Origin of the sequence: Pseudomonas brassicacearum, from assembly GCF_918698105.1 — a bacterium.
Classification (GTDB): Bacteria; Pseudomonadota; Gammaproteobacteria; order Pseudomonadales; family Pseudomonadaceae; genus Aquipseudomonas; species Aquipseudomonas brassicacearum_F.
Map to the genome: position 1 here is coordinate 1 of NZ_CAKKMI010000058.1, position 26,052 is coordinate 26,052.

Sequence of the window (26,052 nt, forward strand, 5' to 3'; positions counted from 1 at the left end):
CCTCACCCCCTAACCCACCGCTCCCGCCGACTCAACTCAGGCTTTTTTACAAACACCCTCTGCGGCAACAGCAACCAAGCCAACGCCGGCAGCAAGATCAAGGCTCCCAGCATGTTCACCAAAAACATGAAGGCCAGCAAAACCCCCATGTCAGCCTGAAACTTGATCGGCGAAAACGCCCAGGTCGACACCGCCACCGCCAATGTCATGCCCGTCAGCAACACCACTTTGCCGGTGAACAGCAGCGCCTGGTAATACGCCTGGGCCAGGGTGTCGCCGGCGCGCATCCGCGCCAGGATCACACTCAACACATAGAGCGCATAATCGACGCCAATACCCACACCCAATGCAATGACCGGCAGTGTCGCGACTTTCACCCCCATGCCCAACCCCACCATCAGCGCCTCGCACAGGATCGAGGTGAGCATCAGCGGCAGCATCGCGCACAGGGTTGCGCGCCAGCTGCGGAAGGTCACCAGACACAGCAGACTGACTGCGCCATAGACCCAGAACAGCATCTCGCGCATGGATTTTTTCACCACGATATTGGTCGCCGCTTCGATCCCCGCACTGCCGGCCGCGAGCATGAACTTGACCTCTGGCATCGGGTGCCCGGCGATAAATTGCTCACTGGCCTCCACCACCCGGCTCAGGGTGTCAGCCTTGTGATCGGCCAGGTAGACGTACAGCGACAGCATCGAGCAGCCCTGATTGAACAGCTCTCGCGGGGCGCGGGTTTGCACGGCACCCAGTGCACCGTCATTGGGGATCAGTTCATACCATTTGAAGTTGCCTTCGTTATAACCGGCCGTGGCGATCTTGCTCAGCGCGGCCATCGAGGTGGTCGATTCCACGCCGGGCAATTGCTCCAGTTGCCAGGCCAGCGCGTCTACCGCGGACAGGCTGGCGTAACGGGTGCATTGATCCTCCGGGGTCTTGATCATGACCACGAAAATATCCGAGCTGGCCGCATAGTTCTGGGTCATGAACAGCGCATCGCGGTTGTAGCGCGAGTCGGCACGCAACTCTGGAGCGCCAGGGTCCAGGTCGCCGATTTTCAGGTGCAGGCTCACGGCAAAACCAAACGCGGCCAACAGCAAACCCGTCAACATGGCGCCCATGGCCCAGCGCCGTTGGGTGAACAGATCAAGCACACGCCACAGCGGATGCTTGATCTGCGCCTGTTGCTCGGTGGTTTCCGCACTCAGGCTGCGTTGCGCCGCCGCCGGACTGACGCCGATATAGCTGAGCAGGATCGGCAGCAGGATCAGGTTGGTGAAAATCAGCACCGCAACCCCAAGACTGGCGGTGATTGCCAGGTCCTGGATTACCCGAATGTTGATCAACAGCAACACGGCGAAGCCCACCGCATCACAGAGCAAAGCGGTGATGCCGGCGGCAAACAGTCGGCGGAAGGTATAGCGCGCGGCAACCACCCGGTGCGTACCTCGGCCGATGTCCTGCATGATGCCGTTCATCTTCTGCGCGCCATGGCTCATGCCAATGGCGAACACCAGGAACGGCACCAAGGCCGAGTAAGGGTCCAGTTCATAACCGAGCAGGGCCAGCAGGCCCAGTTGCCAAAGCACCGCCGCCAGTGAACAGGTCACCACCACCAGAGTGCTGCGCGCGCAACGGGTGTAGCCAAACAGCACCAATACCGTCACCAGTACCGCCACCACGAAGAACAGCAGTACCTGGGTCATGCCCTCGATCAGGTCGCCGACGATCTTGGTAAAGCCGGTGATGTGAATTCGCAGGTCATCGGTCTGGTACTTGTCGCGCAGCGCCTCCAGTTGCCGGGAAAACTCGCCATAGTCGAGCGCCTTGCCCGTCTGCGGATTGATTTCCAGCAGCGGCACGAAGATCACACTGGACTTGAAGTTGCCGGCGACGAGTTGCCCGACTTCCCCGGAGCGGGCCACATTGGTCCGCACCTGCTCAATGCTGGTGGCCGAGCCATCGTAGTCGTCGGGGATCACCGTGCCGCCGTCGAGCCCGTCTTCGGTCACGGCGGTCCAGCGCGTGGTCGGGGTCCATAATGACTTCATGTAGGGTCGGTCGACACCCGGCAGCAGATACAGCTCATCGTTGAGCCTGGCCAGGGTGTCGAGGTAGTCCTTGGTGAAAATGCTCCCCTGCTTGACCTCTACGGCGACGCGCAACGAGTTGCCCAGGCCGCTCAACTCACTGCGGTTCTCGAGGAAATTGGCGACGTAGGGATGCCCGGTGGGAATGGTCTTCTCATAGCTGGCATTGATACCGATGCGCGTGGCTTGCCAACTCAGCACCAAGGTCACCAGCAGGCACAGCAGGATCACCAGCGGTCGGTGGTTGAAGATCGCTCGCTCAGCGAAGTTGCCCGACGCCCGGTCGAAGTCTTCCTGGCGGCCGATCACGGTTTGGATTCTGTCGTCTTTCAAGTTTGACTCCTGTTGCACGAGCCGTGGCCCGATAGCGCTACACCGTGAAGTTTCAAGGTTGACCTGCGGCCCGCGGATCCTGGTCAGCGGCCACGCCGCTCAAGCCGACGCTGGCCAGGCTGCCGTCGACCGCCTGTTGCACGGCAGCGAGCGTTCCGCCGCTGCGGCTCTGACGCTTGTCAAAGCTGCGACCCTGGTCATGACTGAAAAGAAGCTCACCGCTCTGGCTGGCCAATAACAGGCCGCCGTCGCGCAGTTCGAGGGCGCTTGCCAGTGTCGATTCGATACCGGTGTCAAGGCGTCGCCAACTGTTGCCACGATCCCCGGACCACCAGGCGTTGCCGCGCAAGCCATAGACCACCAAGGCGCCATCGCGGGTGCCGAGCAGACCGAAGAAGCTGCCCTCATACGGTGACTTCAAGGCCTGGAATGACTGTCCGGCATCGGTCGAGCGCAACAGCAAACCGCGCTCCCCCACCAGCCACAGATCGTTGCCCAAGGCGCGGATGCCATACAGGTTCAAGCCCTGCGGATTGTCCAGATGCTGCATCCACGGCTGCCAGCTTCGCCCGCCGTCATCGGTGCGGTAGATCTGGTTGTAGGCGCCCACGACGTAGCCGTGCAGGCGGTCACTGAAGTACAGGTCGAGGAACGGTTTATCCGGTCCGTCATCGAGCATGTGCCGTGCCTGCACCAAGTGGCTGTCGCCGCCGGGTTGATTGGCATCGCGCTCAGCGACCTGCACTGCCAGGGCGATGGCGCGCTCACCGTCGAGTTGCTTTTGCCAGGTTTCCCCGCCGTCCTGGGTATGCAGCACCACGCCCAAATGACCGACCGCCCAGCCCTGCTCGGCATCGACGAATTGCACCGCCGTCAGGCTGACGCTGACCGGCACCTTGGCCTGGCGCCAACTCACGCCAGCGTCATCCGAAAGCAGCACGATCCCGCGCTCGCCCACCGCCACCAGACGCTCGCCGGCCCGGGCCAGCCCGAGCAACACCGAGCGCTGGGCCTTGGCGGTCGGCAATGCCGGCTGTTGCAGCACTGCCAATGTCGTGGCCTGTGCGACCCAGGGCACGCTTGCCAACAGACACCCCAGCAAGGCGCAAACACCCCATCGCGGACTGCGGCGCGCAAAGTTCTTTTCAACGTTCATATCGTTATTCCGCCTGGAAAATCGTAAGCGACCGCGGCGAACCTCCTCCTCGCCACGGCCGCCACAGGTTCAACGCATGTTTTCGTTGGCCATGGCATCCGGCGTGAAATAGGACGCCGAAGGTTTCGCAACTTTCTGGTACTGGACCGCCAGGTCGTTGCTCGATGAGTTGAGGAAGTAGGCCCCGGTGTCGAGGTTGTAGCTGCCCCACATGACCTGCGCGGTGAGGACCGGAAGATCCGGCGCCAAAAGCGTCAGCGAATACATTTGCCGGCCGAGTTTGCCCTGGGCGTCATAACCGTCGGCCATCAGGATCTGCCAGGAGTCTTCGTCGACGTAGTAAGTCCGGCGCGGCACGACATGGCGCTTGCCGGATTTGAGCGTGGCCTCGACCACCCAGACCCGATGTTTCTCCCAACGCACCAGGTCAGGGTTGAGGAAGTTCGCCTTGACCAGGTCGTCGCTCTTGGCCAGGGCGGCGCGGTTATTGTTGTAGGCGACGATCAGCTCTTTCTTGCCCATCAGCTTGAGGTCGTAGCGATCGGTCGGCCCAAACAGCATGAACGCTTCGTCGAACAGGCCGACGCCGGAGGTCACGAAGTCTGGCGTGTCATAGGCAATGTTCGGCGCCCGGCGAACCCGACGCTGGCCGACCAGATATTGCCAGGCCGCACGATTGGCCGGGTCCAGGTCCCAATGGGTCATCAGGCCTTCGCCAGCCTTGGACGACGGCAACTCAGTGAACAGCTTGCCCAACAGGTACTTGCCCGAATAGGTTTCCAGGCTGCCGCCTTCGACGTAGTAGGGAAACTGGTAGGTGTACTGGGCCCGGGTCGCCTGGACTTTCTTGCCACCGGCCGTCATCAGCCAGGTATCGAAAGGCGAGCTGATGGTGTCGCCGCCCTGCCAGGACAGCCGATAATTCCACAGCACTTGCGCGCCGTTTTCCGGGATCGGGAACGGGATACCGCCGTAGGCGTTGGAAACCTTCTCGCTGTCCACATCCAGTGTGGCGCGGGTGGCGTTCTTGCTGGTGTTGTCATACACCCATTGCGGCGCGGCGGCCGAACGGTGGGTCGGGTACACGTCCAGGCGATAGTCCGGGTATTTCTTGAGCAGCAGCTTGGTGCCCTCGGCCAATTCGTTGGCGTACTGCTCCATGTTCGCGGCTTTGATCGAATACAGCGGCTTCTCGCCGGCGAATGGATCGGGACGCTTGTCACCCGGTTTGTAGCCAGGGGTGACCTGGGTATAACCGCCCTGCCACGCCGGGATGCTGCCATCGGCGTTGCCGGCACGTTCGCCACCCAAGGGGGTCAGATCGGTTTTCAAGCGCGCGGCCTGCTCAGGCGACACCGCCGCCTGCGCCAGCCCCATGCCGGCCAGGGCCAGGGTCAGGACGCAGGTGTTCAGGAATGTTGTGTTCTGCATGGCGAATCCACCTTATTAGAATGAGGTTTTCACGTAGAGCGAGACGAAGTCGCGGTCGGCCAACGACTGTCCGTAACTGAAATTGCCGTCCTCGCGCAGCCCGGCTTTCGGTGCGCCGAAGAAGTTCACGTAGTTGAGGCCGACATCCCAACGTTGCAGGTAGGTGGCTTTGAGCCGGACGCTCCAGTCGCCGGAATGGGTATTGCCGAAACCGGATTTATTGACCGCCGATGAGCGCCCATCGAGCACCACACCCATGCCGATCGGCACGGTGAGGTCGATTCCGTCGACAATCTGGAAGTACGCCGGCTCGATCAGCACCCGCAGCGCCGTGGCATCGCGGGTGGTGTTGGAATCCAGCGCGGCAGCGTTCTTGGTCACGCTCAGGGTGCGGTTCCAGGCCAGTTCGGCCAGGGCCGAGCCGCCGTCCCAGAACGCGGTGGGTGACAACAGGTAGATCGCCGACAGGTTGGCGTGGGCGGTCTTGCCCCTGGCGAACAACTCATTGTCGCCACCATCGGCCGCCATGCCGGGGGTCACCACTTGCAGGTTGCTCACCAGCGGCGCGTTCCAGCGCACCGAGGTTTCACCGGCGAAGTTGAACGGGCCGTAGGCGGTGGAGAAGCTGACGCCGGCGGTCTTGATGTCTTCGGCGTAGACCTGCCGATAGGAACCCAGGATAGGCAACCCGGTGGCCGCTGCCGCCGGACCGTCCAGGTAGGCGTACAACCCGATCGGCGCCTTATCGTGATACTGGGCTGCGTAGAACCCCAATTCCAGCTCAGTGCCGCTCGGCTTGTAGCGGATCTGCATGCCGCCCTGCCCCGAATTGCGCGGTTTCAAATCGCCGCCATTGACCGTGTCGTTGCCAAACACTTCACGCAGGGGGCCACTGCCGTAGCCGATGGCATCGACATCGCTCAGGTAGCTGCCAGCGCCAGGCAGGTTGGAGCGTTCCCACTCAAACTGATAGTAAGCGCCCACCGACAGCTGCGGGTTGATCTGCAATTGCCCGGAGATCTGATTGACCGGGCGCAGGATCTCCTTGAACTGAGTCCCCGGCACGCTGAGCAACTTGACGACATCGGTCGGGCCCTGGGCATTGGCAATGCCGTTGCCACCGTAGAACAGGCTTTCCCCATAGATCAGGCTGTGTCGGCCCAGGCGCGCCACGCCCTGGGAGTCTTCACCCAGATCCCCGCGCAAGAACACGAAGGCATCGAGAATTTCCGCGTCGCGCCCATGGAGCTTGCGGGTTTCACTGAGGAAATGCGGTTGCTCGCTGCTGTCGGTGTCCTGGTTGTAGATATCGTCGTACCAGGCTGCACCGCTCACGCGCAGCCCATAGTTTTGCCGGCTCAAGTCCATTTCGGAAAACAGGTCCAGGCGATTGGAGACCAGGCCGCTGCTGAAATTCTTATCGCCCTGGCTCTGGATCGAGGGGTACAGGCCGTTGGCGGTTGGCGCGTTGACCAAGCGGCTGTCCTGTCCCTGCAAGCGCCAGGCTTGGCTGTATTTGAGGGTGTTGTCCCAGCGCAGCTTCCAGTCGGAGTCACCCAGGTCCATTTGCATGGCCTGGACCCGTTCGACCATCACACCTGTGCTGCATAACGCCAGGAACAGGGCGCAATGCTTGAAACCAAGGCAATCTTTGAGGTTATCCATGGACGTTTCTCATTATTGTTATTTTTTGGCATGGCTTTGCAGCCAACACGCTCGGGTAGCGGCTTGCGCCGCGTTCTACGGATGCGCATTCAGATGTAGGTAGAGGCCAATCCCCCGTCGACGGGCAGGTTGACGCCGTTGATCCAGCGCGACTCGTCGGCACACAGGAAAGCGATCACCGCCGCCACCTCATCGGCGTAAGCGGGACGTTTCATGCGATGGGCATCGGCCTGGGTCCGGGCCTCGCCGAGCATGCTCACGAAGTCGTCGAGGATGGGCGTGAACACCGGGCCAGGCGCGACACTGTTCATGCGCACCGAATGCTCAAGGAACCAGGGTTGGGCCTGCAGATAGGTCCAGACGATCAAGGCTTCCTTGAAGTACTGGTAGCAGGTCTGGTCCGGCACCGGGTGGTTGGCCAGCCAGGCTTGCGCGGCGGCAAAATCTTCGATGCGCGCCAGCGCCTTGTGCTGCTCCAGGCGTAACGGCCATTCGGCGCCGAGGATCGAGGCGATATTGACGATGCTGCCGCCCGCGTTGATGCGCGGCAGCAGCGCACGGCTGAAGTGGCGCAATCCAAGGTAGTTGACCCGGGCCAGCAGTTGCGGGTTTGCAGTGCCCGGCACCCCGGCGATGTTGCACAGGCTGTCGAACCGTGCGGGGAGCTGCGGCAGCAGCCGTTCGATGTTTTCGGCGCTGCTCAAGTCGCCCTGCACGAAACCGTCCAGGGTCATGTGCGGCGCCTTGAGGTCCACGCCAATCACCTGGGCGCCATGGGCGCGCAGCAGGCTCGCCGTGGCGGCACCAATGCCCGACGAGACACCGGTTACCAGCACGATCTTGTTGTCGAGTTTCATGTTGAGTCCTCTTATTATTTTTGTGCACTCGCAGGGCCCTCAGCTCATCGGCCCCTGTAAACCTGCCGGTCAGAAGGGATAGACCGGCGCCTTGTCCTTGACCGTGACCCACTGCCATTGGGTGTATTCATCCCAGTCCGCCGGGCCACCGACGCTGCCGCCATTGCCCGAGGCGCCGCGCCCGCCGAACGGGTTGATGCATTCATCGGCGACGGTCTGGTCATTGATGTGCAACATGCCGCACTGCAACCGCTCACCAATGGCCATGGCCCGGCCTACCGACGGCGAAATGATCGCTGCCGCCAAACCGTACTCGGTGCGGTTGGCCAGCTCGACGGCTTGATCATCGGTGGCGAAGCTGACCACCGTTGCCACGGGACCGAAGATCTCCTCGTCGAAGGCCCGCATGCCCGGTTTCACGCCGCTGAGCACGGTGGCCTGGTAGAACAGCCGATCGTGCTCGCCACCTGCCTCCAGCCGGGCGCCGGCGCGCACGGAGTCGCTGACAATGTCGTGCACCCGTTTCAGCTGCCGCTGGTTGATCAGCGGCCCCAACGCGGCTTCGCCCTGGGCAGCGTTGCCCACGGTCAAGGCCTGGGCCTTTTCCACCAGTTTGCGGGTCAGTTCTTCGGCGATGGATTCATGGGCGAGGATCAACCCGGTGGCCATGCAAATCTGCCCTTGATGCAGCCAGGCGCCCCAAGCCGCGTTGCGAGCGGCGAGGTCGAGGTCGGCGTCTTCAAGAATGATCAGCGGGTTCTTGCCGCCCAACTCCAGCGCGACCTTCTTCAGGTTGCGCCCGGCCACTTCCGCAACCTTGCGCCCGGCGCCGGTGGAACCGGTAAAGGCGATCATGCGCACGTTAGGGTCGCGGCACAGCGCCTCACCGGCATCCGCCGCACCGGGCAACACTTGCAGCAAGCCCTTGGGCAGCCCCGCTTCCTCGAACAACCGGGCGATAAGAAAACCGCCGCTCACCGGGGTCTGTGGATCCGGCTTGAGCACCACGGCGTTGCCCGCCGCCAGGGCTGGCGCAACAGAGCGCATGGACAGCACCAGGGGAAAGTTGAAGGGCGAAATCACCCCGACCACGCCATGGGGCTGGCGCCGCGCATAAGACAGACGCCCCGCCTCGCTGGGCAGGACCACCCCATGGGCCTGGGACAGCAGGCCGGCGGCCTGATGCAACAGCACGATGGCTTCGCGCACTTCGTGTTGGCCCTTGAACAACGCGGCGCCGGTCTCCCGGGCCACGTACAGCGCCAGCTCGTCGAAAGACTGCTCGGCGACGTCGGCAGCCTTGCGCAAGATCGCCGCCCGTTGCCGTGGGCCCAGTGCCGCCCATCCCGGCTGCGCCAGGGCGGCGTCGCGGCTGGCCTTGGCGATGTCGGCGGAGTCGGCCGTGGCACAGCGCATCAGCCGCTCACCGGTGGCCGGCTCGATGATCGATTGCAGCGGGCCCGACGCAGGCACCCAGTCACCGTTGAAGACACATTCCGACTCGATCACCTGGGACAACAGGTGGCTTTTGGATGCAGACATTTAACACTCCCGGCTCTTTGTTGTTGTCATCGTTTGCCGCACCTGGAAGGTATCGACGCAAACGCCGTGCAAGTGCTTGAGCAAGCGCTGTGCCGGTTTGGTCTGAGGACCTTGATAAACCTGGCGCAGGGCTCTGGATCAATGCTCTACGCCGAGTACAAGGTTCATGGGGCCTTCGCCGATGTGGCCGCTGGCCAGCCGCCACTTGTTCATTTGATAAAGTTATGCTTAATAACTATCTTGCCAGATGATCATTTCGATCACCCGCCATCAGGGGCATAACAATGAATAATCCCCACTGTCAGTTGCCGGATCACCGGATCGCCACCGAGCACTTCCGTCCACGGGGTGACAGCAACGAGCTGAGCGACAACAGCTCGCCCACGACGGCAGAGCTCACCGCGTGTCTGTTTTTTTCCCCCGACGATGGCCGTATCTGGCTCAACGACCAGCGCATGTTGCTGCTGCACAGTTCATCCTTTGGTGCGTTGCGCCGGGAAATCATCGAACGCCAGGGGCTGGAACAGGCCCGTGGGATGCTCACCCGCACCGGCTATTCCTCCGGCGCCCGGGACGCCCGGCTGATACGTGAACGCTGGCCCCATGCCGACGCCGCGGCGGTGTTTCGCGCCGGCACGCATCTGCACACCCTTGAAGGCATGACCAAGGTCGAGCCATTGCATTTCAAGTTCGATGCCGATTCGGGGTTCTATGAAGGGGAGTTTCTCTGGCACCACTCCTGTGAAGCCGACGAGCATGTCGCCGCCTATGGCACCGGGCAGGATCCGGTGTGCTGGACCGAACTGGGCTATGCCATCGGTTTCGTCAGCGGGCTGTTCGGGCAACTGGTGATCTTCCGCGAAGTGGAATGCCGAGGCATGGGGCACGAACGCTGCCGAGTCGTCGGCAAGACCGCCGAGCAATGGGGTGATGTCGAGCAGGACCTCAATTACCTCAACGCGTCACCGCCAGTGGTCGTCGCGCGCACCGACAGCCAGTGCGACAGTGTCGCCGGAACCGCCCCGCTGCCGGACAGCGAACAGCCGCTGATCGGTGCCAGCGCCGCCTTCAACGCCGCGACCCAAGCCTTGCAACGAGTGGCCTTGACCCCCGCCACCGTGCTGGTCAGCGGCGAATCCGGCGTCGGCAAGGAGATGTTCGCCCGCCAGTTGCACCAGCTGAGTCGCCGCCGCGAAGGTCCGTTCATCGCCCTTAACTGTGCGGCCATCCCCGACAACCTGATCGAGGCCGAACTGTTTGGCGTCGAACGCGGTGCCTATACCGGGGCCACCCATTCACGCCCCGGTCGTTTCGAGCGCGCCCATGGCGGCACGTTGTTCCTGGATGAGATCACCTGCCTGAGCCTGGCCGGGCAAAGCAAATTGCTGCGCGCCTTGCAGGAGCGGGAAATCGAACGGGTCGGTGGTGGCCACGGCATCAAGGTCGATGTGCGGGTCGTGGCGGCCACCAACATCGACCTGCGCAAGGCCGTGGCCGACGGTGCATTCCGTGAAGACCTGTTCTACCGGCTCAACGTCTACCCCATCGCCTTGCCGCCCTTGCGCGAGCGTCGCGATGACATCCCGTTGCTGATCAATGCCTTTCTCAAGCGCTTTTGCCAGGAGTACGGCCGCACCCCGATGGGCCTGACCATGCGCGCCTTGAAGGTGCTGTTGCGCTATGACTTCCCGGGCAACGTGCGGGAATTGCAGAACCTCATCGAGCGCGGCCTGATCGCCAGCGAAGAAGGCCAGGCGATTGACCTGGTCCATCTGTTTCGCAATGAGCAACTGCCGGTGGACGCGTATTCCGTGGACCTGCACGGCGGTCTCTCGCCGATGGGCCTGGCCGCCAACGACACCGTGGAAAAACCGGCACTGCTCCAGTCCCTCAGCCAACTGGACTCGGACTTCTCCATTGACGGCCTGGAGTCCCGGCTGATCAACGAAGCCCTGCAACTGAGCAGCGGCAACCTGGCAGCGGCCGCACGCTCATTGGGGCTGAGCCGGGCCCAGTTCGCCTATCGGTTGAAGAAGCATCAACGGGGTGTCCCGGACTAAACCCCGAACCTGGGATCACCATAATTCCCCTGTGGGAGCGAGCTTGCTCGCGATGCCGGTGGGTCAGCTGACATTGATGCTGGCTGGGTTGACGCCATCGCGAGCAAGCTCGCTCCCACATTGGTTTCTGGGTGACTGAAAAGTCTGTGTCAAGCTGGCGAAAAAGCACCCCGCCGGTACTCACTGGGGGTCTGGTTCATCTCTATCCGAAAATGCCGGTTGAAGTTGGACAGGTTGTTGTAGCCCACTTCAAAACAAATATCAGTCACGGGCATTTCGCTCTGCAACAGCAAGCGACAGGCACGCTGGACCCGCAGCTTGCGCATCAGGTCGATGAAGCCGTGCCCGGTGATGCGCTTGAAGAACCGCGAGAAGCCTGGCTCGCTCATGTCCAACTGGCGGGCGATCACCGACAGGCGCAGGTCACCGGTGAGTTCGGCTTGCAGGTATTCGAAGGCTTTATGGATGCGCTCGGAACTGCGCGCATCGAGGGTCGGCGCGTAGCAAGGGCTCGCCAGGCTCAAGGCCTCGTCGCCAGGGGCTTGGTTGAGGGTGTGCAGCAGTTCCAGGAACAGCGTCAATCGCGCCAGCCCCTGGGCCGGGCCGATGGCTTCCAGCAGGTGCGCGGCCTGCCGCGCGGTGTTGCCGTCGAAGGCCAGGCCACGGCGGGCGCGTTCGAACAGGCCCTGCAGATCCCCCAGTTCGGGCAGGGTTCGGCGCAAGGTCAGCAGCGTGGCTCCGTCGAACTGCAAGACCACGTCACGCCCGGGCAGGTGCTCGCCCGGTGCCAGGTCGCCCATCCAGTCGTGGGGCAAGTCCGGGCCAATCATCGCCACATGGCCGGGACCAAACGGGCCGATGTAGTCGCCCGCCAGCAGTTTGCCGCTGCCCTGGCGGATCAGGTGGATTTCAAATTCAGGGTGATGGTTCCAACGCGCCATCGGGTACGGGTAGTCATGCTCATACCAGCGAAAACTGTGTTCGGGCTCAGGCAGGATGACTTCCAGTTCGGCGGGGCGCTGCTCGAACAGGGGCGTGCGGTGATCAGGCATGTCGCGCCTCTTTTATCGTTATAGCGGGCACCTTACGCCGAGTGCGCGACGGTTCGCCAGCCTCGGCCTGACCGCCCACTGATACTTTTTTAACCGGGCACTGTCGCGCTCAAGGGCGTTAAAAAAGTATCAGCGCACGATCCTCCCTGCGTTTGTCGGCCTCCACGGGCGCTGCTGTAATCGGCTTGCCATTGGCGACGAACCGCTCAACCCGACGCCACGGCCCCCACAACAATAATAATCCTGCGCCCAGGCGCAGCTCTGGAGAAGCTCATGAAAACAGTGCCCAAGGCGCTTGTCATGTTCGCGGGGTTGTCTTTTGCCCTGGCCGGACAGGCCGCCGAGACCCTCACCATCGCTACGGTGAACAACGCCGACATGATCCGCATGCAAAAACTCTCGAAGACCTTTGAGAGCGAGCACCCGGACATCAAGTTGAACTGGGTGGTACTCGAAGAAAATGTCCTGCGCCAGCGCCTGACCACCGACATCGCAACCCAGGGCGGGCAGTTCGACGTGCTGACCATCGGCACCTACGAAACCCCGCTGTGGGGGGCCAAGCACTGGCTCGAACCGATGACCAACCTGCCCGCCGAGTATGACCTGGAGGATATTTTCCCTGCCGTTCGCCAAGGCCTTTCGGTCAACGACACGCTCTACGCCCTGCCCTTTTACGGCGAAAGCACCGTCACCTATTACCGCACGGACCTGTTCAAACAGGCCGGCCTGAGCATGCCCGAGCAACCGACCTGGAGCCAGCTCGGTGAGTTCGCGGCCAAATTGCACCAACCTGACCAGGGCCAGTACGGCCTGTGCCTGCGGGGCAAGGCCGGTTGGGGCGAGAACATGGCGCTGCTCAGCACCCTGGCCAACACCTTCGGCGCCCGTTGGTTCGATGAGCAATGGAAACCGCAGTTCGACAGCCCGCAATGGAAGGCCGCCGCGCAGTTCTACGTCGATACGCTGAAAAAATATGGCCCGCCGGGCCTGACCAGCAATGGGTTCAACGAAACCCTGGCGCTGTTCAACAGTGGTAAATGTGCGATCTGGGTCGATGCCAGCGTCGCCGGTTCCTTCATCACCGACACCAGCCAAAGCAAGGTCGCCGACCGCGTGGGCTTCGCTGCCGCCCCCATCGAAGTGACCCACAGAGGTGCTTCCTGGCTGTACGCCTGGTCACTGGCGATTCCCACCAGCTCCCGGCACAAGGACGCCGCCAAGTCGTTCGTTGCCTGGGCCACGTCCAAGGACTACATCCAGTTGGTCGCCAAGCAGGACGGCATCAGCAACGTCCCGCCCGGCACGCGCATGTCCACCTACAGCGACGCCTACCTCAACGCCGCACCGTTCGCCCGGATCACCTTGAAAATGATGCAGAACGCCGACCCGGCCCACCCCACCGCCGAACCGGTGCCGTACGTGGGCATCCAGTACGTGACGATTCCGGAGTTCCAGGCCATCGGCACCTCCGTCGGCAAGCTGTTCACCGCCGCCCTCACCGGGCAGATCACCGTAGAACAGGCACTGGCCTCGGCGCAATCGAGTACCGAGCGGGAGATGAAGCGGGCTGGGTATCCAAAATAATAATCAGCACCGCGCCCCGTGTCCCCTCTGTGGGAGCAAAGCTTGCTCGCGATACAGGCACCTCGATTTCTGAGAGACCGCATGTGCTTCATCGCGGGCAAGCCTTGCTCCCACAGAAGGATACCTACGCTCCCCGTTATTGATTTTTTTACTTCTAAAAGGACAACCCCCATGAAACGACTGCAAGGAAAAAGCGCCCTGGTGACCGGTGCCGCCCGCGGTATCGGCAGGGCATTCGCCCAGGCCTATATCAACGAGGGCGCCACGGTGGCGATCGCCGATATCGACCTGCTGCGGGCCCAGGACACCGCCGCCGAACTGGGCGATAGCGCCTACGCGGTCAAAATGGACGTGACGGACCAGGCGTCGATCGACCAGGCCATCGAGGCCGTGGTGGCCCGGGTGGGCAAGCTGGATATCCTGATCAACAACGCCGCGCTGTTCGACCTGGCGCCCATCGTGGAAATCACCAGACAGAGCTATGAGCGGCTGTTTTCCATCAACGTCGCCGGCACGCTGTTCACCCTGCAAGCGGCGGCGCGGCAGATGATCCGCCAGGGCCATGGCGGCCGAATCATCAACATGGCCAGCCAGGCCGGTCGGCGTGGCGAAGCGCTGGTAGGTGTCTATTGCGCCACCAAGGCAGCGGTGATCAGCCTGACCCAGTCCGCCGGGCTGGATTTGATCAAGTATCGGATCAACGTCAACGCCATCGCCCCTGGTGTGGTGGATGGCGAGCATTGGGATGGCGTGGATGCGCTGTTCGCCCGCCACGAAAACCTGCCGCTGGGAGAAAAGAAGCGCCAGGTCGGGCAACAGGTGCCCTATGGCCGGATGGGGACCGCGGACGACCTCACCGGGATGGCGATTTTCCTCGCTTCGGCAGAGAGCGAGTACGTGGTGGCGCAGACCTATAATGTCGATGGCGGGAACTGGATGAGCTGAAGATCTGCGATTTTATGGCCTTGAAACGACGGAAATGGACTTATTCGCCTGAAAGTTGATCCCACTATTTGAGGATCATCCCGAACGCTACCCAACGGTGCCGTTCCAAGGGATTTCAAGAGAGCGTGAATACCGTTGCCCCAGCGGGGCAAAAATTGCGCATCATAGGCGCCGTCCGCTCAAGGGAGATTTACATGCGTGCCATTTCATCCGCCATGGGTCTTGTCGTGCTGTCGCTGGGCCTGGTGTTCACCACCAGCGCCACGGCCACGGAAGAGACGCAACTGGTCGAGTCCATCAACCTTTACCGCAGCCAGTCCCAAAGCTGTGCCGGCCAGGCCTCGCTGGAGTTGCCACCGCTGGCGATGGATTCCCGGCTGATCCTGTCAGCCAATGGCATCGGCGACCTGCAGCAGGCACTGGCGCGGACCGCCTATCCAATGGTCAACGTGCAGGCCATCAGCCTGTCCGGGCCGCGGGATGCGCAATCGGCCATGAAAGCTGTCCAGGAAAGCTTTTGCCAGGTCGTACTCGACCCGCAGTTCGTCGACATAGGCGTCAGCCGCCTGGATCGCGAATGGCGCATCGTGCTGGCGCGCCCACTGTTGTCGGCGCGCCTGGGTGACTGGCAAGCCGAGGGCCAGAAACTGCTGAAGCTGATCAACAGCGCCCGCACCCAGCCGCGTCGCTGTGGCACCGAAACCTTCGCCGCCACCACGCCGCTGGCCTGGAACGCCACCTTGGCCCTGGCCGCCGTGACCCACACCCGAGCCATGGCCAACAACAATTTCTTCGACCACAAGGACCGTGACAACCGCATGCCGGGCGACCGCGCCGAACTGGCCGGCTACCTGGGCCAGTTGATCGGAGAGAACATTGCCGCCGGACAGGACACCGCGCTCAAGGTGGTGGACGGCTGGCTCGCCAGCCCGGGGCACTGCGCCAACCTGATGAACCCGCAATTCCGCGAATTGGGCGCCGGGTATGCGACCGATCCGAAAAGCGATGCAGGGATCTATTGGACGGCGATGTTCGGCACTCAATAGCGCGCTTTCGCAAGCAGGCTCGCTCCCACAGGGGATGTGTGGCGTTCATGAATAGTGTGTCCAACGCGCTACCTTGTGGGAGCGAGCCTGCTCGCGATAGCCATTGCTCGACCAGCCTCAGTGCCCGTGGCTGACATCGTCCTGGCGCAGCACCTGCCGTACATGCCGCATGAACTGGCTCAACGAAGGTGACTGGGCCACCGGCTTGCGTTGCAACAGGCCGATCGAGCGCTTCGCCGGCTGGTCGATGGCGGTGACAGCACACTGCTCACCGATGTTGAATACCGCCGTGCAGCTGGCGGGCAACAGGGAGAATCCCAATCCCTCGCGCACCAGGGCTGTGGCCGTGCTCATGTGCGCCACTTCCCAGGCCGGCACAGGATCGACGTTCAAATAGCGCAACGCAGCGTCAGCCAGGGGCCGGATGCTGGTGTCGGGGGTGAGGGCAATGTAGGGTTGCCGCTTCCAGTCGTCCTGGCTGTCACGCTGCGGGTCCTTGTGGCTCAGCAACACCAGATTGTCATCCAACAGGCGCACAAAGCTCAGTCCAGACAGATCGTCAGGCAACGAACTGATGCCGGCGTCCACCTCTGCGCGCTGCACCCAGCCCATGATTTCCCCGGCGCGGCCGTCCAGCAAGCTCACCGTCACACCAGGGTTTTCATGCTGGAAAGAAGCAATGGCGATCGGCAGGAATGATGCCGCAGCGGTGGGCAAGGCGGCCAGCCGGAGCGTGCCACGGCTCAGGTTCAGGGTGTCGCGCGCATCGCGCACAGCGTCGTTCATGTCCCGGAGCATACGCCGGGCCTGGGGCAGAAAATGCTCACCGGCCGGGGTCAGCTCGACGCTGCGGGTGTTACGCGCGAGCAACTGCAACCCCATGCTCTCTTCCAGTTTGCGGATGCTATAGCTCAGCGCCGGCTGGGACAGGTGCAACTGTTCTGCCGTGCGGGTAAAGCTCGAGGTCTCGGCGATAAGGATAAAGGCACGAAGCTGTCTGAAAGAAACGTTCATGGCCGCACTTATAAAATTAATGAATCAATTTATTCTACCTTTAAAATTCACAGAACAATCCTCGCCAGCCACTATGGGCTATCCCCACAGTGGAAACGGACATGACAGAATCAATCCTTGTCGGCTGCGGCGCCGGTTTCGCCAATGATCGACCCGACGCCGCCCTGCGCCTGGCCCAGGACCTGGCACAACGCGACGGCCAGCGCTACATCATGCTGGAACTGCTGGCTGAACGGACCCTGGCCGAGGCGCAGCTACGCAAGCGCCTGGATCCACAAGCAGGCTACTCCGCGCGTCTGTTCGATTTCCTCGAGCCCATGCTGGACCTGTGCATCGAGGCCGGCATCCCGATCATCACCAACGGCGGCGCCGCCAACCCCAGGGCCGCCGCGCAACGGCTGCGCCAGACGCTGGCGGGTCGTTTCCCTGCACTGAAAATAGCCTGTGTGCTGGGTGATGACCTGCTGGAAGAAACACCGCCCCGCTACGAACGATGGCTGTCCTCGGCTGCCTTGGAGCACCCCGTCTCGGTGAACGTCTATACCGGAGCCGACGGTATCGCCCAGGCATTGGCCGAGGGCGCTGGCATCGTGCTGTGTGGCCGGGTCGCGGATCCGTCGTTGGCCGTGGGGGCGGTCCGCCATGGGTTGGGTTGGCCGGCTGACGATTGGCAGAAAATGGCCATCGCCACCACGGCCGGCCATCTGCTGGAATGCTGCACCCAGGTCACCGGCGGCTATTTCGCGCATCCTGGGATGAAAGACATTCCGGACCTGGCCAATCTTGGCTGTCCCATCGCGGAAATCCATCAGGATGGCCGCCTGATCATTGGCAAAACCCGCCACTGCGGCGGACGGGTCAGCGCACAGACCGTCAAGGAACAACTCCTCTACGAAGTACACGACCCTCGCCGCTATCTGACGCCGGACGTGGTGCTGGACCTGGGCCAAGCCCGTGTACAGGACTTGGGCAATGACCGTGTTGAAATCAGTGGCCTGCTGGGTCATCGGCGTCCCGACACGCTCAAGGGCTTGGCGGGTGTGCGCGGCCTCTGGTTCGGCGAGGCGGAAATATCCTACGCAGGCCCCGGCGCCGTGGCACGAGCCGCGCTGGCGCGGGAGATCCTGCTGCAACGTTTTGACCAGTTGGCACCAGGGATACAGCCCTGGATCGATCTGTCGGGGATCGCCAGCCTTTTCAACGACCAGGGCGGTCGTTATCTGCAACAACAACTGGCCCAGGCGCCCGCCCTGGAGGATGTGCGTGTGCGGATCGGCCTGACTCACACCGACCGACGACTGGTGGAGGCGCTGCTGGCAGAGGTCGAGTCGCTCTACACCAATGGGCCGGCCGGCGGCGGTGGCGTCCGGCGACACCTCGCCGAAACCGTTACCACCCGCAGTTTCCTGCTGCCGCGAAATGAAATCCATACAACCCTGGAGTGGTACTGATGAACCTGGTCACCCTCGCTGACTATGCCCATGCCCGTGCAGGCGACAAAGGCAATATTCTCAGCATCGCCCTGTTCCCCCACGATCCGGCCCACTATCGGTGGCTGCTACGGGAATTGACCTGCGCCCGCGTGGCCGAGCAATTCGCGACGCGACAGCCCTCCAAGGTGCATCGCTATGAACTGCCGAACCTGAATGCGCTGAACTTCGTGCTCGAGGACGCCCTGGAGGGCGGCGTGAACCGCAGCTGCGGTCTTGATCGTCACGGCAAGAGCCTGAGTTACCTGCTTCTGGCCTTGCGCCTGCCCGGCCCGCAAGGCTGATCGACTCACCGTCCGCGAACCTTCGACAACAATAAAAAAGAGAGACTGCAACATGATTACAACCCTGGGTTTCCTGATGATGCTCGCCATCATCGGATTGATATTGCTGCGCAGGATCAGCCCGGTGGTGGCGTTCACCACCCTTCCCGTTATCGTTTGCCTGCTGGCCGGCTTCAATCCTGGGCAGATCGGCGAATTCATCAAGGCCGGCCTGATCACGGTGGCCCCGACCGCCGCCCTGTTTCTGTTTGCCATCCTGTTTTTCGGCATCATGCGTGACCGGGGCTTGTTCGATCCCTTGGTCAACCTGCTGATCCGCAGCACGGGCGGCAAGCCGTTGGCCGTGGCACTGGTGACGGTTCTGGTGACGTCGGCGGTTCATCTCGACGGTGTCGGTGCCGCCACGTTCCTACTGACCATCCCAGCGCTGCTGCCCTTGTATAAACGCCTGAACATGAGCCCGGCGATGCTGTTGTGCCTGGTCGGCACCACGGCCGGCGTGATCAACATGGTCCCTTGGGGCGGCACGACCGCACGCGCCGCCGCGGTGTCGGGACTGGATGCCACCCAACTGTGGCTAGGCTTGCTGCCGGTGCAGATGGTGGGCCTGGCGTGCATGCTCATTGTCGCGACCGTATTGGGCTTGCGCGCCCAGCGTCGCCAACCGGTGTCGCTGGGGGCGGCTGCAACGTGTGACATGGACGGCCTGCAACCCCAAGACCGTGAATTCGCGCTCTCGCCCCGGGAGCTGCGCTACTGGCTGAACGTGGCGCTGACCGGTGGGATCCTGGTGTGCCTGTTCACCGGCATTTTTCCCTTGTATGCCTGTTTCATGGTGGGACTGGGCATCGCCCTGCCCTTGAACTTCCCGTCCCTGGACGCCCAGGCCGAACGCCTCAAGGCCCATGCGGCCGATGCGCTGCAAATGGTCCTGGTGATGATGGCCGCCGCCGTCCTGCTGGGCGTGCTTTCCGGGGCGAAGATGTCCGACGGCATGGCCTTGGCACTGATCGATATCATGCCAGCTGGTTCTGCCCAATATCTGCATGTGATTGTCGGCTTCTTCGGCGTCCCCCTGGGGATGATCTTCTCACCGGACGCCTACTATTTCGCCCTACTACCGGTGATCAGGGACGTGGCTGCGGCCGCGGGTGTCCCCCTTGAGGCCGTGGCTCGGGCCATGTTGATCGGTGAGAACACCGGGTTCTCCATCAGCCCGGTGGTGCCCAGTGTGTACCTGGCGCTGGCGTTGTCCGGCGTAGAGCTGCGCAAGCACATCTCCTATACGTTCTTCTGGGCCTGGGGCGTCAGCCTGGTGATGCTCGCCTTTTCCGTGATGACGGGAGCGGTACAGGTGTGAGCGAGCGTTGAATGCGGTGCTGATGGATGCGTTTGATGAGGACCAGGTATTGCTGCCTCAAGCGTTTGGAGGCGATTGTCCTTGGGGTCGGTGTGTATATCCGTTGTTGCGGTCATGGCGGCTTAGGGTTCCGCCCTTACGGCGGGTCACTTTCGAAAAGCCCGGAAGCCGGCCCAGTCAAAAGTAACCAAAGCGCTCATGCCCCACCACTTGGTGCCTCGCTTAGGCTCGGCATGCCCTCTCTCCGGCATTGCTCCGTGGGCCCGCCGCGAAGGGCCATCCATGGCCCAGCGCGGCTATCCCGGCATCCATGCCGGGATGCCCACTGCGCAATGCCTGCGTTCGGCCAGCGTGGTTAACGGGGCGCCCCAGATCAACATCCACCGCGAGGCGGCCTGGTAGCCGACCTGGTTCTGGGTGGGACCGCGTTCTCCCTGTGGGAGCGGGCTTGCTCGCGAAGAGGTCGGAACATTCAACATCTTCAACGACTGTGCCTTCGCCTTCGCGAGCAAGCTCGCTCCCACAGTTGGATTGAAGTACTGCCGCCAGAGACAGGTCGGCTGTCGGGCCGCCTTCGCGAGCAGGCTCGCTCCCACAGTTGGATTGAAGTACTGCCGCCAGAGACAGGTCGGCTGTCAGGCCGCCTTCGCGAACAAGCCCGCTCCCAAGTTGGATTGAAGTACTGCCGCGAGAGACAGGTCGGTTGTAAGGCCGCCTCGCGAGCAAGCTTTGCTCCCACAGGTCTGACGGGTGTACGGCTGGGAGAACCAGGCCGGCTGTTAGGCCGCCTTCGCGAGCAAGCCCGCTCCCAAGTTGGATTGAAGTACTGCCGCGAGAGACAGGTCGGTTGTAAGGCCGCCTCCCGAGCAAGCTTTGCTCCCACAGGTCTGACGGGTGTACGGCTGGGAGAACCAGGCCGGCTGTTAGGCCGCCTCGCTTTTGATCTTGATCTTGATCTTGATCTTGATCTGGGGCGCCCCATTAACCACGATGGCCGAACGCAGGCATTGCGCAGTGGGCACCTCGGCATGGATGCCGAGGTAGCCGCGCTGGGCCATGGATGGCCCTTCGCGGCGGGCCCACGGAGCAATGCCGGAGTGAGGGCACACCGAGCCTAAGCGAGGTGCCGAGTGGTGGGGCAAAGCGCTTTTGGTTACTTTTGGCGCTCTTCCAAAAGTGACCCGCTGTAAGAGCGGAACCCTAAGTGGCCGTGACCGCAGCAAAGGATATGTACCCAATCCAATCCAACACCAACACCAACACCAACACCAACACCAACACCAACACCAAAAAAAACGGCGCCTTCCCCTCCCTCGGAAAAAGCGCCGTTTCCTTAAGTGAACAGCATTACGCTCAACGCGCAGCGTTCTTGCACCTCACCAGACAGCGTCCAGTTTACAGCGCCATGTCAGCCGCTGGGTTGGCCTCAGGCGCAGCGCCCGGCTTGGCCGGTGCTGCGGTGGCGCCTGGCTTGCCGATCACCGGTGGCGGGTCCAGTTGCAGGACCTCGCTGGTGTAAGCCCATTCTTGCGCGACACGCTCAGGGCTTTCGTTGAGCTTGGTGCCATAGCTCGGCACGATCTGGTGCAGTTTATCCTGCCAGGCCGGGCTCGCGACCTTGTCCTTGAAGACCTTCTCCAGCACGGTCAGCATGATCGGTGCAGCAGTCGAGGCGCCTGGCGAGGCACCCAGCAGGCCGGCGATGCTGCCGTCCTGGGACGCGACCACTTCGGTGCCGAGTTTCAACACGCCGCCCTTCTCTTCGTCACGCTTGATGATCTGCACGCGCTGGCCGGCCTGCCACAGGCGCCAGTCTTCCTGCTTGGCCTCCGGGAAGTACTCTTTCAGGGCGTTGAAGCGATCTTCATCCGACAGCATCAGTTGACCGGCCAGGTACTCGACCAGTGGGTACTGTTCGATACCGACCTTGGTCATCGGCCACACGTTGTGCGTGGTGGTGCTGGTCAGCAGGTCGAAGTACGAACCGTTCTTCAGGAACTTGGTGGAGAAGGTTGCGAATGGGCCAAACAGGATCACGCGCTTGCCATCGAGCACGCGGGTGTCCAGGTGCGGAACCGACATTGGCGGTGCGCCCACCGAAGCCTTGCCGTAGGCCTTGGCCAGGTGCAGCTGGGCGACAGTCGGGTTTTCGGTGACCAGGAACGAACCACCCACCGGGAAACCTGCGTATTCACGCGCTTCCGGGATGTCGGACTTCTGCAGCAAGTGCAAGGCACCACCGCCGGCGCCGATGAACACGAACTTGGCGTCGGTCTCGGTTTCGGTACCGTCTTTCAGGTTTTTGTACGAAACGCGCCAGGTGCCGTCTTCGTTGCGGGTGATGTCTTCCACTTCGCTGGACAGCTTGAGGGAGAAGTTCGGCTTGGCTTGCAGATAAGCCGCGAACTGGCGTGTGATTTCGCCGAAGTTCACGTCGGTGCCCAGGGGACTCCAGGTGGCCGCGACTTTCTGGCTCGGGTCACGCCCTTGCATCATCAGCGGTACCCACTTGCTGATCTGCTCGCGATCTTCGGAATACTGCATGCCGGCGAACAACGGGCTGGCCTGCAGGGCTTCGTAGCGCTTCTTCAGGAACGCGATGTTCTCGTCGCCCCACAAAAAGCTCATGTGCGGCGTGGAGTTGATGAACGAACGCGGGTTCTTCAACACGCCGTTCTTGACCTGCCAGGACCAGAACTGACGGGAGATCTGGAAGGCTTCGTTGATTTCGATGGCCTTGGCGATATCGACCTTGCCGTTCTTGTCTTCCGGTGTGTAGTTCAGCTCGGCCAGTGCAGAGTGACCGGTACCGGCATTGTTCCAGCCGTTGGAGCTCTCTTCGGCAACACCGTCCAGGCGCTCGACCATTTCCATGGTCCAGCCCGGCTCCAGCTCATTGAGCCAGACGCCGAGTGTCGAGCTCATGATGCCCCCACCAATGAGCAAGACATCCACTTTTTTTGGCTCGGCGGCGTGCGTGGTCGCAAGACCCATCGCCATCGCCAGGCCCAGTAGCGCCGTATGTGTTTTCTTCAACATGTGTGTATCCCTAGGATGAACGCCATTCCGTCCACCTGTCCTGATCAAGGATAAACCACGTCCATGGCCGGCAACGCCAGCAGGACGGGTATCAAGAAGGACCGGAGGATGGACCTACAGGGCCGAGCAATACGTCGGCCTCTCGTTTATGTCTCTCCGGCGCTGACTTCTTGTAGGTCTTGGCTTCAGCTGGGGTGAGGGACGCTGCAAACGGTGTTCATCGGGCCAGACATGGCCGTGCCCGATTGTCGCAGCGGGGGGAGTTTACATAAGGAAATAAACAGACCGAAGCGTCTTTTTACATTCCTGGCAAAAACGCCGACCAAATGACGGCATTTTAATGGCCCTGTGGGAGCGAGCTTGCTCGCGATGGCGGTGGGTCAGTTTGCGATGATGCTGGCTGTACCGGCCCCCTCGCGAGCAAGCTCGCTCCCACAGGGGTTCAGGGTTGATGCGATTTTTCCGGGAATAGCGCTAACCAAGCATCTGGCTCAACACCGCCCGCAACTTGCCAGGCTTGACCGGCTTGTTGAGCAGCGGTGCATCCAGCTTGCGCAAGGCGCGGCGGCACTGGTCGCTGCGGTCGGCGGTGATGATCACCGCCGGGATCGCTTGGTGGAAATGCTCGCGCAGATGCTTGACCACCTCACACCCCACAACCCCGTGATCCAAGTGTAAATCCGCCAGGATCAGCTCCGGCGCACGGCCTTGCAGCACATCAAGGGCGCCCGCTTCGTCGGTAGCGGTCAAGACTTCGCAGCCCCACTGCCCCAACAACGCCGCCATGCTTTGCAAAATGCTCAATTCATTGTCGATCACCAACAAACGCCGCCCCGGCAGCGGGTTGCCGGCGACCGCCTGTGCCGGAACCTGCGACACGGGCAGGGGTTTTTCGGCGGACAGCGGCACCTCGATACTGAACACCGAGCCGCGTCCTGGCCGAGAACGCACCTGGACCCGGTAACCGAGGATGTGGGCGATGCGTTCGACAATCGCCAACCCCAGGCCCACGCCTTTGCGATCCGCCGCCCGACCGACGTCGAGCTGGTTGAACTCGAGGAAAATCGACTCCAGGCAATCGGCCGCAATGCCACGCCCCGTGTCCCAGACTTCAATGCTCAAGCGCCCTCCCCGACGCCGGGCCGCCAGGAGAATGCCGCCCTGAGCGGTGTAGCGGCAGGCATTGCTCAGCAGGTTGCGCAGGATCCGGCTGATCAATCGCAGGTCGGTCAGCACGGCTTCGTCGCCAAACCGTACCCGCAGCTCCAACCCCGCGGCACCGGCCACCGATTGAAACTCTGAAACCAGCGGCCCCAACAACTCGTCCAGCCGATACGGCGCCAGGTCGGGCTTGACGGCGGCCTGGTCCAGCCGGGAAATGTCCAGCAGGTCGGTGAGCAGGTCTTCGGCGCCTTCGAGTGCCTGGTGAGTGCGTTCGACCAGCACATGCTCGGCGGTAGGCAACTGGCGTTCACGCAACGTGGCGATCAGCAGGCGGGCCGCGTTGAGTGGCTGCAACAGGTCATGGCTGGCAGCGGCCAGGTATTTGTCCTTGCTGCGGTTGGCGGCCTGGGCGACGTCCCGGGCATCGCGCAATTGCTGTTCGACCAGCTCGCGCTGGGCAATCTGCTGCTGCAGGTTGTGGTTGGCCTCCAGCAACGCGTCGGTGCGCTCGGCCACTCGCTGCTCCAGTCGATCATTGAGCTGTTGCAGGTGCTGCCGGGCCTGTTCCAACTCGTCGAGGCGCGCCGCCAGTTCCGGGTAGTGGCTCTTGCGCGTCGAGTGATTGCCCAGCCCCAGCAGCCCGGCCAGGGCTTTTTGCTGCTCGTCAGAGGGCTTCGCCATAGACGACCTCGACATCCCGCTGGCTCGACTCCCGAGGGTTGGTAAGGATGCACGGGTCGTCCATCGCATGCTGCGACAGGAACGGAATGTCCGAAGTGCTCACGCCATGCAGGCCCAGGGTCTCGTGGAAACCGATGGTACGCTTGAGAGCAATCAGGTGCTCCACCAGCCGGGTGCGGATCTGCCGGTGGTTGAGCCCGCGGCAGTCGATGCCCAGCGTCTCGGCAATCACCTTGAAACGGTCCGGTGCCGAGTTGTAGTTGAACGCCACCACGTGTTCCACCAGTACCGCGTTGCACAAGCCATGGGGCAGATCGAGGAAACCGCCCAGGCTGTGGGACATCGCATGCACCGCGCCGAGGATTGCGTTGGAAAACGCCAGCCCGGCCTGCATGCTGCCCAGCATGATTTTTTCCCGCAGGGCGATGTCCGCCGGGTTGGCGATCATTTGCACCAGGTTGCCGTTGATCAGGCGCATCGCTTCCAGCGCATGGGGGTCGGTCAACGGGCCATGGCCGGTGGACACGAACGCCTCGATGGCATGCACCAGGGCGTCGATGCCGGTACAGGCGGACAGGAACGGGTCCATGCTCAGGGTGGTTTCCGGATCGATCAACGATACGTCCGGCACCGCCGCCTTGCTGACAATGGAAAACTTCATCCGCTCTTGCTGGTTGGAAATGATCACGAATTGCGACACGTCCGCCGACGTCCCCGCCGTGGTGGGAATCAGGATCAGCGGCGGGCTGGGTACGTGCAGGGTATCGACGCCTTCGAACTCGAGGATGCTGCGGCCGTGGGCCACGACAATGCCGATGCCTTTGCCGCAATCCATGGGGCTGCCACCGCCCACCGCGACGATGACATCGCAATGGTTTTCCCGGTAAAGGTCGGCACCGAGCATCACTTCTTCGACCCGCGGATTGGGCGAGACCGCGCTGTAGACGCAGTAGTCGATGCCTTGGGCCTGGAGACTGGCTTCGACGTCAGCCACCCAACCGGCGGCGATGACCCCGGGGTCGGTGACGATCAGCACTTTGCGTGCACCGAAGGTCTTGGCGTAATTGCCGACATTGTGCCGACAACCGGCACCGAACATGATTTCAGGGGAAACGAACTTGCGCAGCGGGCTGAGGCTCATCTTTTCAGGTACGTGGCTCATCGGTAAGCCTGTTGTTATTGTCTTGGGATACCTTGAGCCTAAAGCATCCCACCGTGATTGCAATCAGACGATTGGGTAGCCCGGCCTGAACGCGTCA

The 26,052-nt window shown here is 62.3% G+C and carries 19 protein-coding genes; 7 read left to right on the top strand and 12 right to left on the bottom strand.

Features of this window, described 5'->3' with window-relative positions; translation table 11 throughout:
* Nucleotides 1–2 precede the first annotated feature (2 nt).
* From LQ215_RS20810 to LQ215_RS20835, 6 genes are all read right to left on the bottom strand, one after another.
* A complete protein-coding gene (locus LQ215_RS20810; RefSeq protein WP_230152377.1) occupies nt 3–2,423 on the bottom strand; it encodes an efflux RND transporter permease subunit in 2,421 nt (806 codons plus the stop codon).
* 52 nt (nt 2,424–2,475) lie between these two features.
* Entirely contained in the window at nt 2,476–3,579 is a 1,104-nt protein-coding gene (locus tag LQ215_RS20815) for a WD40/YVTN/BNR-like repeat-containing protein (protein ID WP_230152378.1), read from the bottom strand.
* A 69-nt stretch (nt 3,580–3,648) separates the two neighbouring features.
* Nucleotides 3,649–5,010 carry a DUF1329 domain-containing protein gene (locus LQ215_RS20820; protein ID WP_230152379.1) on the bottom strand — a complete coding sequence of 454 codons (1,362 nt, stop codon included), beginning with the start codon at nt 5,008–5,010 and terminating at the stop codon, nt 3,649–3,651.
* Between the two features lie 15 nt (nt 5,011–5,025).
* Nucleotides 5,026–6,675 (bottom strand): DUF1302 domain-containing protein, encoded by a 1,650-nt coding sequence (locus LQ215_RS20825; protein ID WP_230152380.1) that lies wholly within the window; start codon nt 6,673–6,675, stop codon nt 5,026–5,028.
* An 89-nt stretch (nt 6,676–6,764) separates the two neighbouring features.
* A complete protein-coding gene (locus tag LQ215_RS20830; protein WP_230152381.1) occupies nt 6,765–7,532 on the bottom strand; it encodes a coniferyl-alcohol dehydrogenase in 768 nt (255 codons plus the stop codon).
* Between the two features lie 69 nt (nt 7,533–7,601).
* Nucleotides 7,602–9,074, bottom strand: a complete 1,473-nt coding sequence (locus tag LQ215_RS20835; protein WP_230152382.1) for a benzaldehyde dehydrogenase — start codon at nt 9,072–9,074, stop codon at nt 7,602–7,604.
* A 284-nt stretch (nt 9,075–9,358) separates the two neighbouring features.
* On the opposite strand from LQ215_RS20835, the gene LQ215_RS20840 reads away from it, so the two are divergent.
* Nucleotides 9,359–11,134: a sigma-54-dependent Fis family transcriptional regulator gene (locus LQ215_RS20840; protein ID WP_230152383.1), complete on the top strand. Its 1,776-nt coding sequence runs from the start codon at nt 9,359–9,361 to the stop codon at nt 11,132–11,134.
* 149 nt (nt 11,135–11,283) lie between these two features.
* On the opposite strand, the gene LQ215_RS20845 is transcribed toward LQ215_RS20840, so the two are convergent.
* Nucleotides 11,284–12,186: a helix-turn-helix domain-containing protein gene (locus tag LQ215_RS20845; RefSeq protein ID WP_230152384.1), complete on the bottom strand. Its 903-nt coding sequence runs from the start codon at nt 12,184–12,186 to the stop codon at nt 11,284–11,286.
* A 273-nt stretch (nt 12,187–12,459) separates the two neighbouring features.
* On the opposite strand from LQ215_RS20845, the gene LQ215_RS20850 reads away from it, so the two are divergent.
* The 3 genes from LQ215_RS20850 (at nt 12,460) to LQ215_RS20860 (ending at nt 15,761) form a co-directional block, all read left to right on the top strand.
* Nucleotides 12,460–13,770, top strand: coding sequence for an ABC transporter substrate-binding protein (locus tag LQ215_RS20850; protein ID WP_230152385.1), 1,311 nt, complete (start codon nt 12,460–12,462; stop codon nt 13,768–13,770).
* Between the two features lie 171 nt (nt 13,771–13,941).
* Nucleotides 13,942–14,715 (top strand): L-iditol 2-dehydrogenase, encoded by a 774-nt coding sequence (locus LQ215_RS20855; protein WP_230152386.1) that lies wholly within the window; start codon nt 13,942–13,944, stop codon nt 14,713–14,715.
* A 194-nt stretch (nt 14,716–14,909) separates the two neighbouring features.
* Nucleotides 14,910–15,761, top strand: coding sequence for a CAP domain-containing protein (locus LQ215_RS20860; RefSeq protein ID WP_230152387.1), 852 nt, complete (start codon nt 14,910–14,912; stop codon nt 15,759–15,761).
* A 117-nt stretch (nt 15,762–15,878) separates the two neighbouring features.
* Here the strand turns inward: LQ215_RS20860 and LQ215_RS20865 are convergent, their stop codons facing one another.
* Nucleotides 15,879–16,775 (bottom strand): LysR family transcriptional regulator, encoded by an 897-nt coding sequence (locus tag LQ215_RS20865; RefSeq protein WP_230152388.1) that lies wholly within the window; start codon nt 16,773–16,775, stop codon nt 15,879–15,881.
* A 101-nt stretch (nt 16,776–16,876) separates the two neighbouring features.
* On the opposite strand from LQ215_RS20865, the gene LQ215_RS20870 reads away from it, so the two are divergent.
* From LQ215_RS20870 to LQ215_RS20880, 3 genes are read left to right on the top strand one after another with little or no spacing between them, the layout of a single operon-like run.
* Entirely contained in the window at nt 16,877–18,226 is a 1,350-nt protein-coding gene (locus LQ215_RS20870; RefSeq protein WP_230152389.1) for an acyclic terpene utilization AtuA family protein, read from the top strand.
* Nucleotides 18,226–18,549, top strand: coding sequence for an AtuA-related protein (locus LQ215_RS20875; protein ID WP_230152390.1), 324 nt, complete (start codon nt 18,226–18,228; stop codon nt 18,547–18,549). The genes LQ215_RS20870 and LQ215_RS20875 overlap by 1 nt, the downstream gene beginning before the upstream one ends.
* A gap of 52 nt (nt 18,550–18,601) precedes the next feature.
* Entirely contained in the window at nt 18,602–19,909 is a 1,308-nt protein-coding gene (locus LQ215_RS20880) for a CitMHS family transporter (RefSeq protein ID WP_230152391.1), read from the top strand.
* A 923-nt stretch (nt 19,910–20,832) separates the two neighbouring features.
* Here LQ215_RS20880 and LQ215_RS29535 read toward each other — a convergent pair.
* The 4 genes from LQ215_RS29535 to ercA all read right to left on the bottom strand — a co-directional run bounded on the left by LQ215_RS29535 (nt 20,833) and on the right by ercA (nt 25,934).
* Nucleotides 20,833–20,967 (bottom strand): hypothetical protein, encoded by a 135-nt coding sequence (locus LQ215_RS29535; RefSeq protein WP_041475858.1) that lies wholly within the window; start codon nt 20,965–20,967, stop codon nt 20,833–20,835.
* Between the two features lie 337 nt (nt 20,968–21,304).
* Complete coding sequence (mqo, locus tag LQ215_RS20885) at nt 21,305–22,948, bottom strand: malate dehydrogenase (quinone) (protein ID WP_230152392.1); 1,644 nt, start codon at nt 22,946–22,948, stop codon at nt 21,305–21,307.
* 474 nt (nt 22,949–23,422) lie between these two features.
* The gene (locus tag LQ215_RS20890) at nt 23,423–24,793 is read right to left on the bottom strand and encodes a hybrid sensor histidine kinase/response regulator (protein ID WP_230152393.1); all 1,371 of its coding nucleotides are present in this window, start codon (nt 24,791–24,793) and stop codon (nt 23,423–23,425) included.
* Nucleotides 24,777–25,934, bottom strand: coding sequence for an alcohol dehydrogenase-like regulatory protein ErcA (ercA, locus tag LQ215_RS20895; RefSeq protein WP_230152408.1), 1,158 nt, complete (start codon nt 25,932–25,934; stop codon nt 24,777–24,779). Before ercA ends, LQ215_RS20890 begins: the two co-directional genes overlap by 17 nt.
* Nucleotides 25,935–26,052: the final 118 nt, after the last annotated feature.

Bases quoted from the DNA above. Each gene is read 5' to 3' on its own strand.
- LQ215_RS20835 (WP_230152382.1), bottom strand. From the start codon at position 9,074: ATGTCTGCATCCAAAAGCCACCTGTTGTCCCAGGTGATCGAGTCGGAA.
- mqo (WP_230152392.1), bottom strand. From the start codon at position 22,948: ATGTTGAAGAAAACACATACGGCGCTACTGGGCCTGGCGATGGCGATG.
- LQ215_RS20890 (WP_230152393.1), bottom strand. From the start codon at position 24,793: ATGGCGAAGCCCTCTGACGAGCAGCAAAAAGCCCTGGCCGGGCTGCTG.
- LQ215_RS20855 (WP_230152386.1), top strand. From the start codon at position 13,942: ATGAAACGACTGCAAGGAAAAAGCGCCCTGGTGACCGGTGCCGCCCGC.
- LQ215_RS20820 (WP_230152379.1), bottom strand. From the start codon at position 5,010: ATGCAGAACACAACATTCCTGAACACCTGCGTCCTGACCCTGGCCCTG.
- LQ215_RS20830 (WP_230152381.1), bottom strand. From the start codon at position 7,532: ATGAAACTCGACAACAAGATCGTGCTGGTAACCGGTGTCTCGTCGGGC.
- ercA (WP_230152408.1), bottom strand. From the start codon at position 25,934: ATGAGCCTCAGCCCGCTGCGCAAGTTCGTTTCCCCTGAAATCATGTTC.
- LQ215_RS20860 (WP_230152387.1), top strand. From the start codon at position 14,910: ATGCGTGCCATTTCATCCGCCATGGGTCTTGTCGTGCTGTCGCTGGGC.
- LQ215_RS20825 (WP_230152380.1), bottom strand. From the start codon at position 6,675: ATGGATAACCTCAAAGATTGCCTTGGTTTCAAGCATTGCGCCCTGTTC.
- LQ215_RS20870 (WP_230152389.1), top strand. From the start codon at position 16,877: ATGACAGAATCAATCCTTGTCGGCTGCGGCGCCGGTTTCGCCAATGAT.
- LQ215_RS20850 (WP_230152385.1), top strand. From the start codon at position 12,460: ATGAAAACAGTGCCCAAGGCGCTTGTCATGTTCGCGGGGTTGTCTTTT.
- LQ215_RS20875 (WP_230152390.1), top strand. From the start codon at position 18,226: ATGAACCTGGTCACCCTCGCTGACTATGCCCATGCCCGTGCAGGCGAC.
- LQ215_RS20865 (WP_230152388.1), bottom strand. From the start codon at position 16,775: ATGAACGTTTCTTTCAGACAGCTTCGTGCCTTTATCCTTATCGCCGAG.
- LQ215_RS20815 (WP_230152378.1), bottom strand. From the start codon at position 3,579: ATGAACGTTGAAAAGAACTTTGCGCGCCGCAGTCCGCGATGGGGTGTT.
- LQ215_RS20880 (WP_230152391.1), top strand. From the start codon at position 18,602: ATGATTACAACCCTGGGTTTCCTGATGATGCTCGCCATCATCGGATTG.
- LQ215_RS20840 (WP_230152383.1), top strand. From the start codon at position 9,359: ATGAATAATCCCCACTGTCAGTTGCCGGATCACCGGATCGCCACCGAG.
- LQ215_RS29535 (WP_041475858.1), bottom strand. From the start codon at position 20,967: ATGGCCCAGCGCGGCTACCTCGGCATCCATGCCGAGGTGCCCACTGCG.
- LQ215_RS20845 (WP_230152384.1), bottom strand. From the start codon at position 12,186: ATGCCTGATCACCGCACGCCCCTGTTCGAGCAGCGCCCCGCCGAACTG.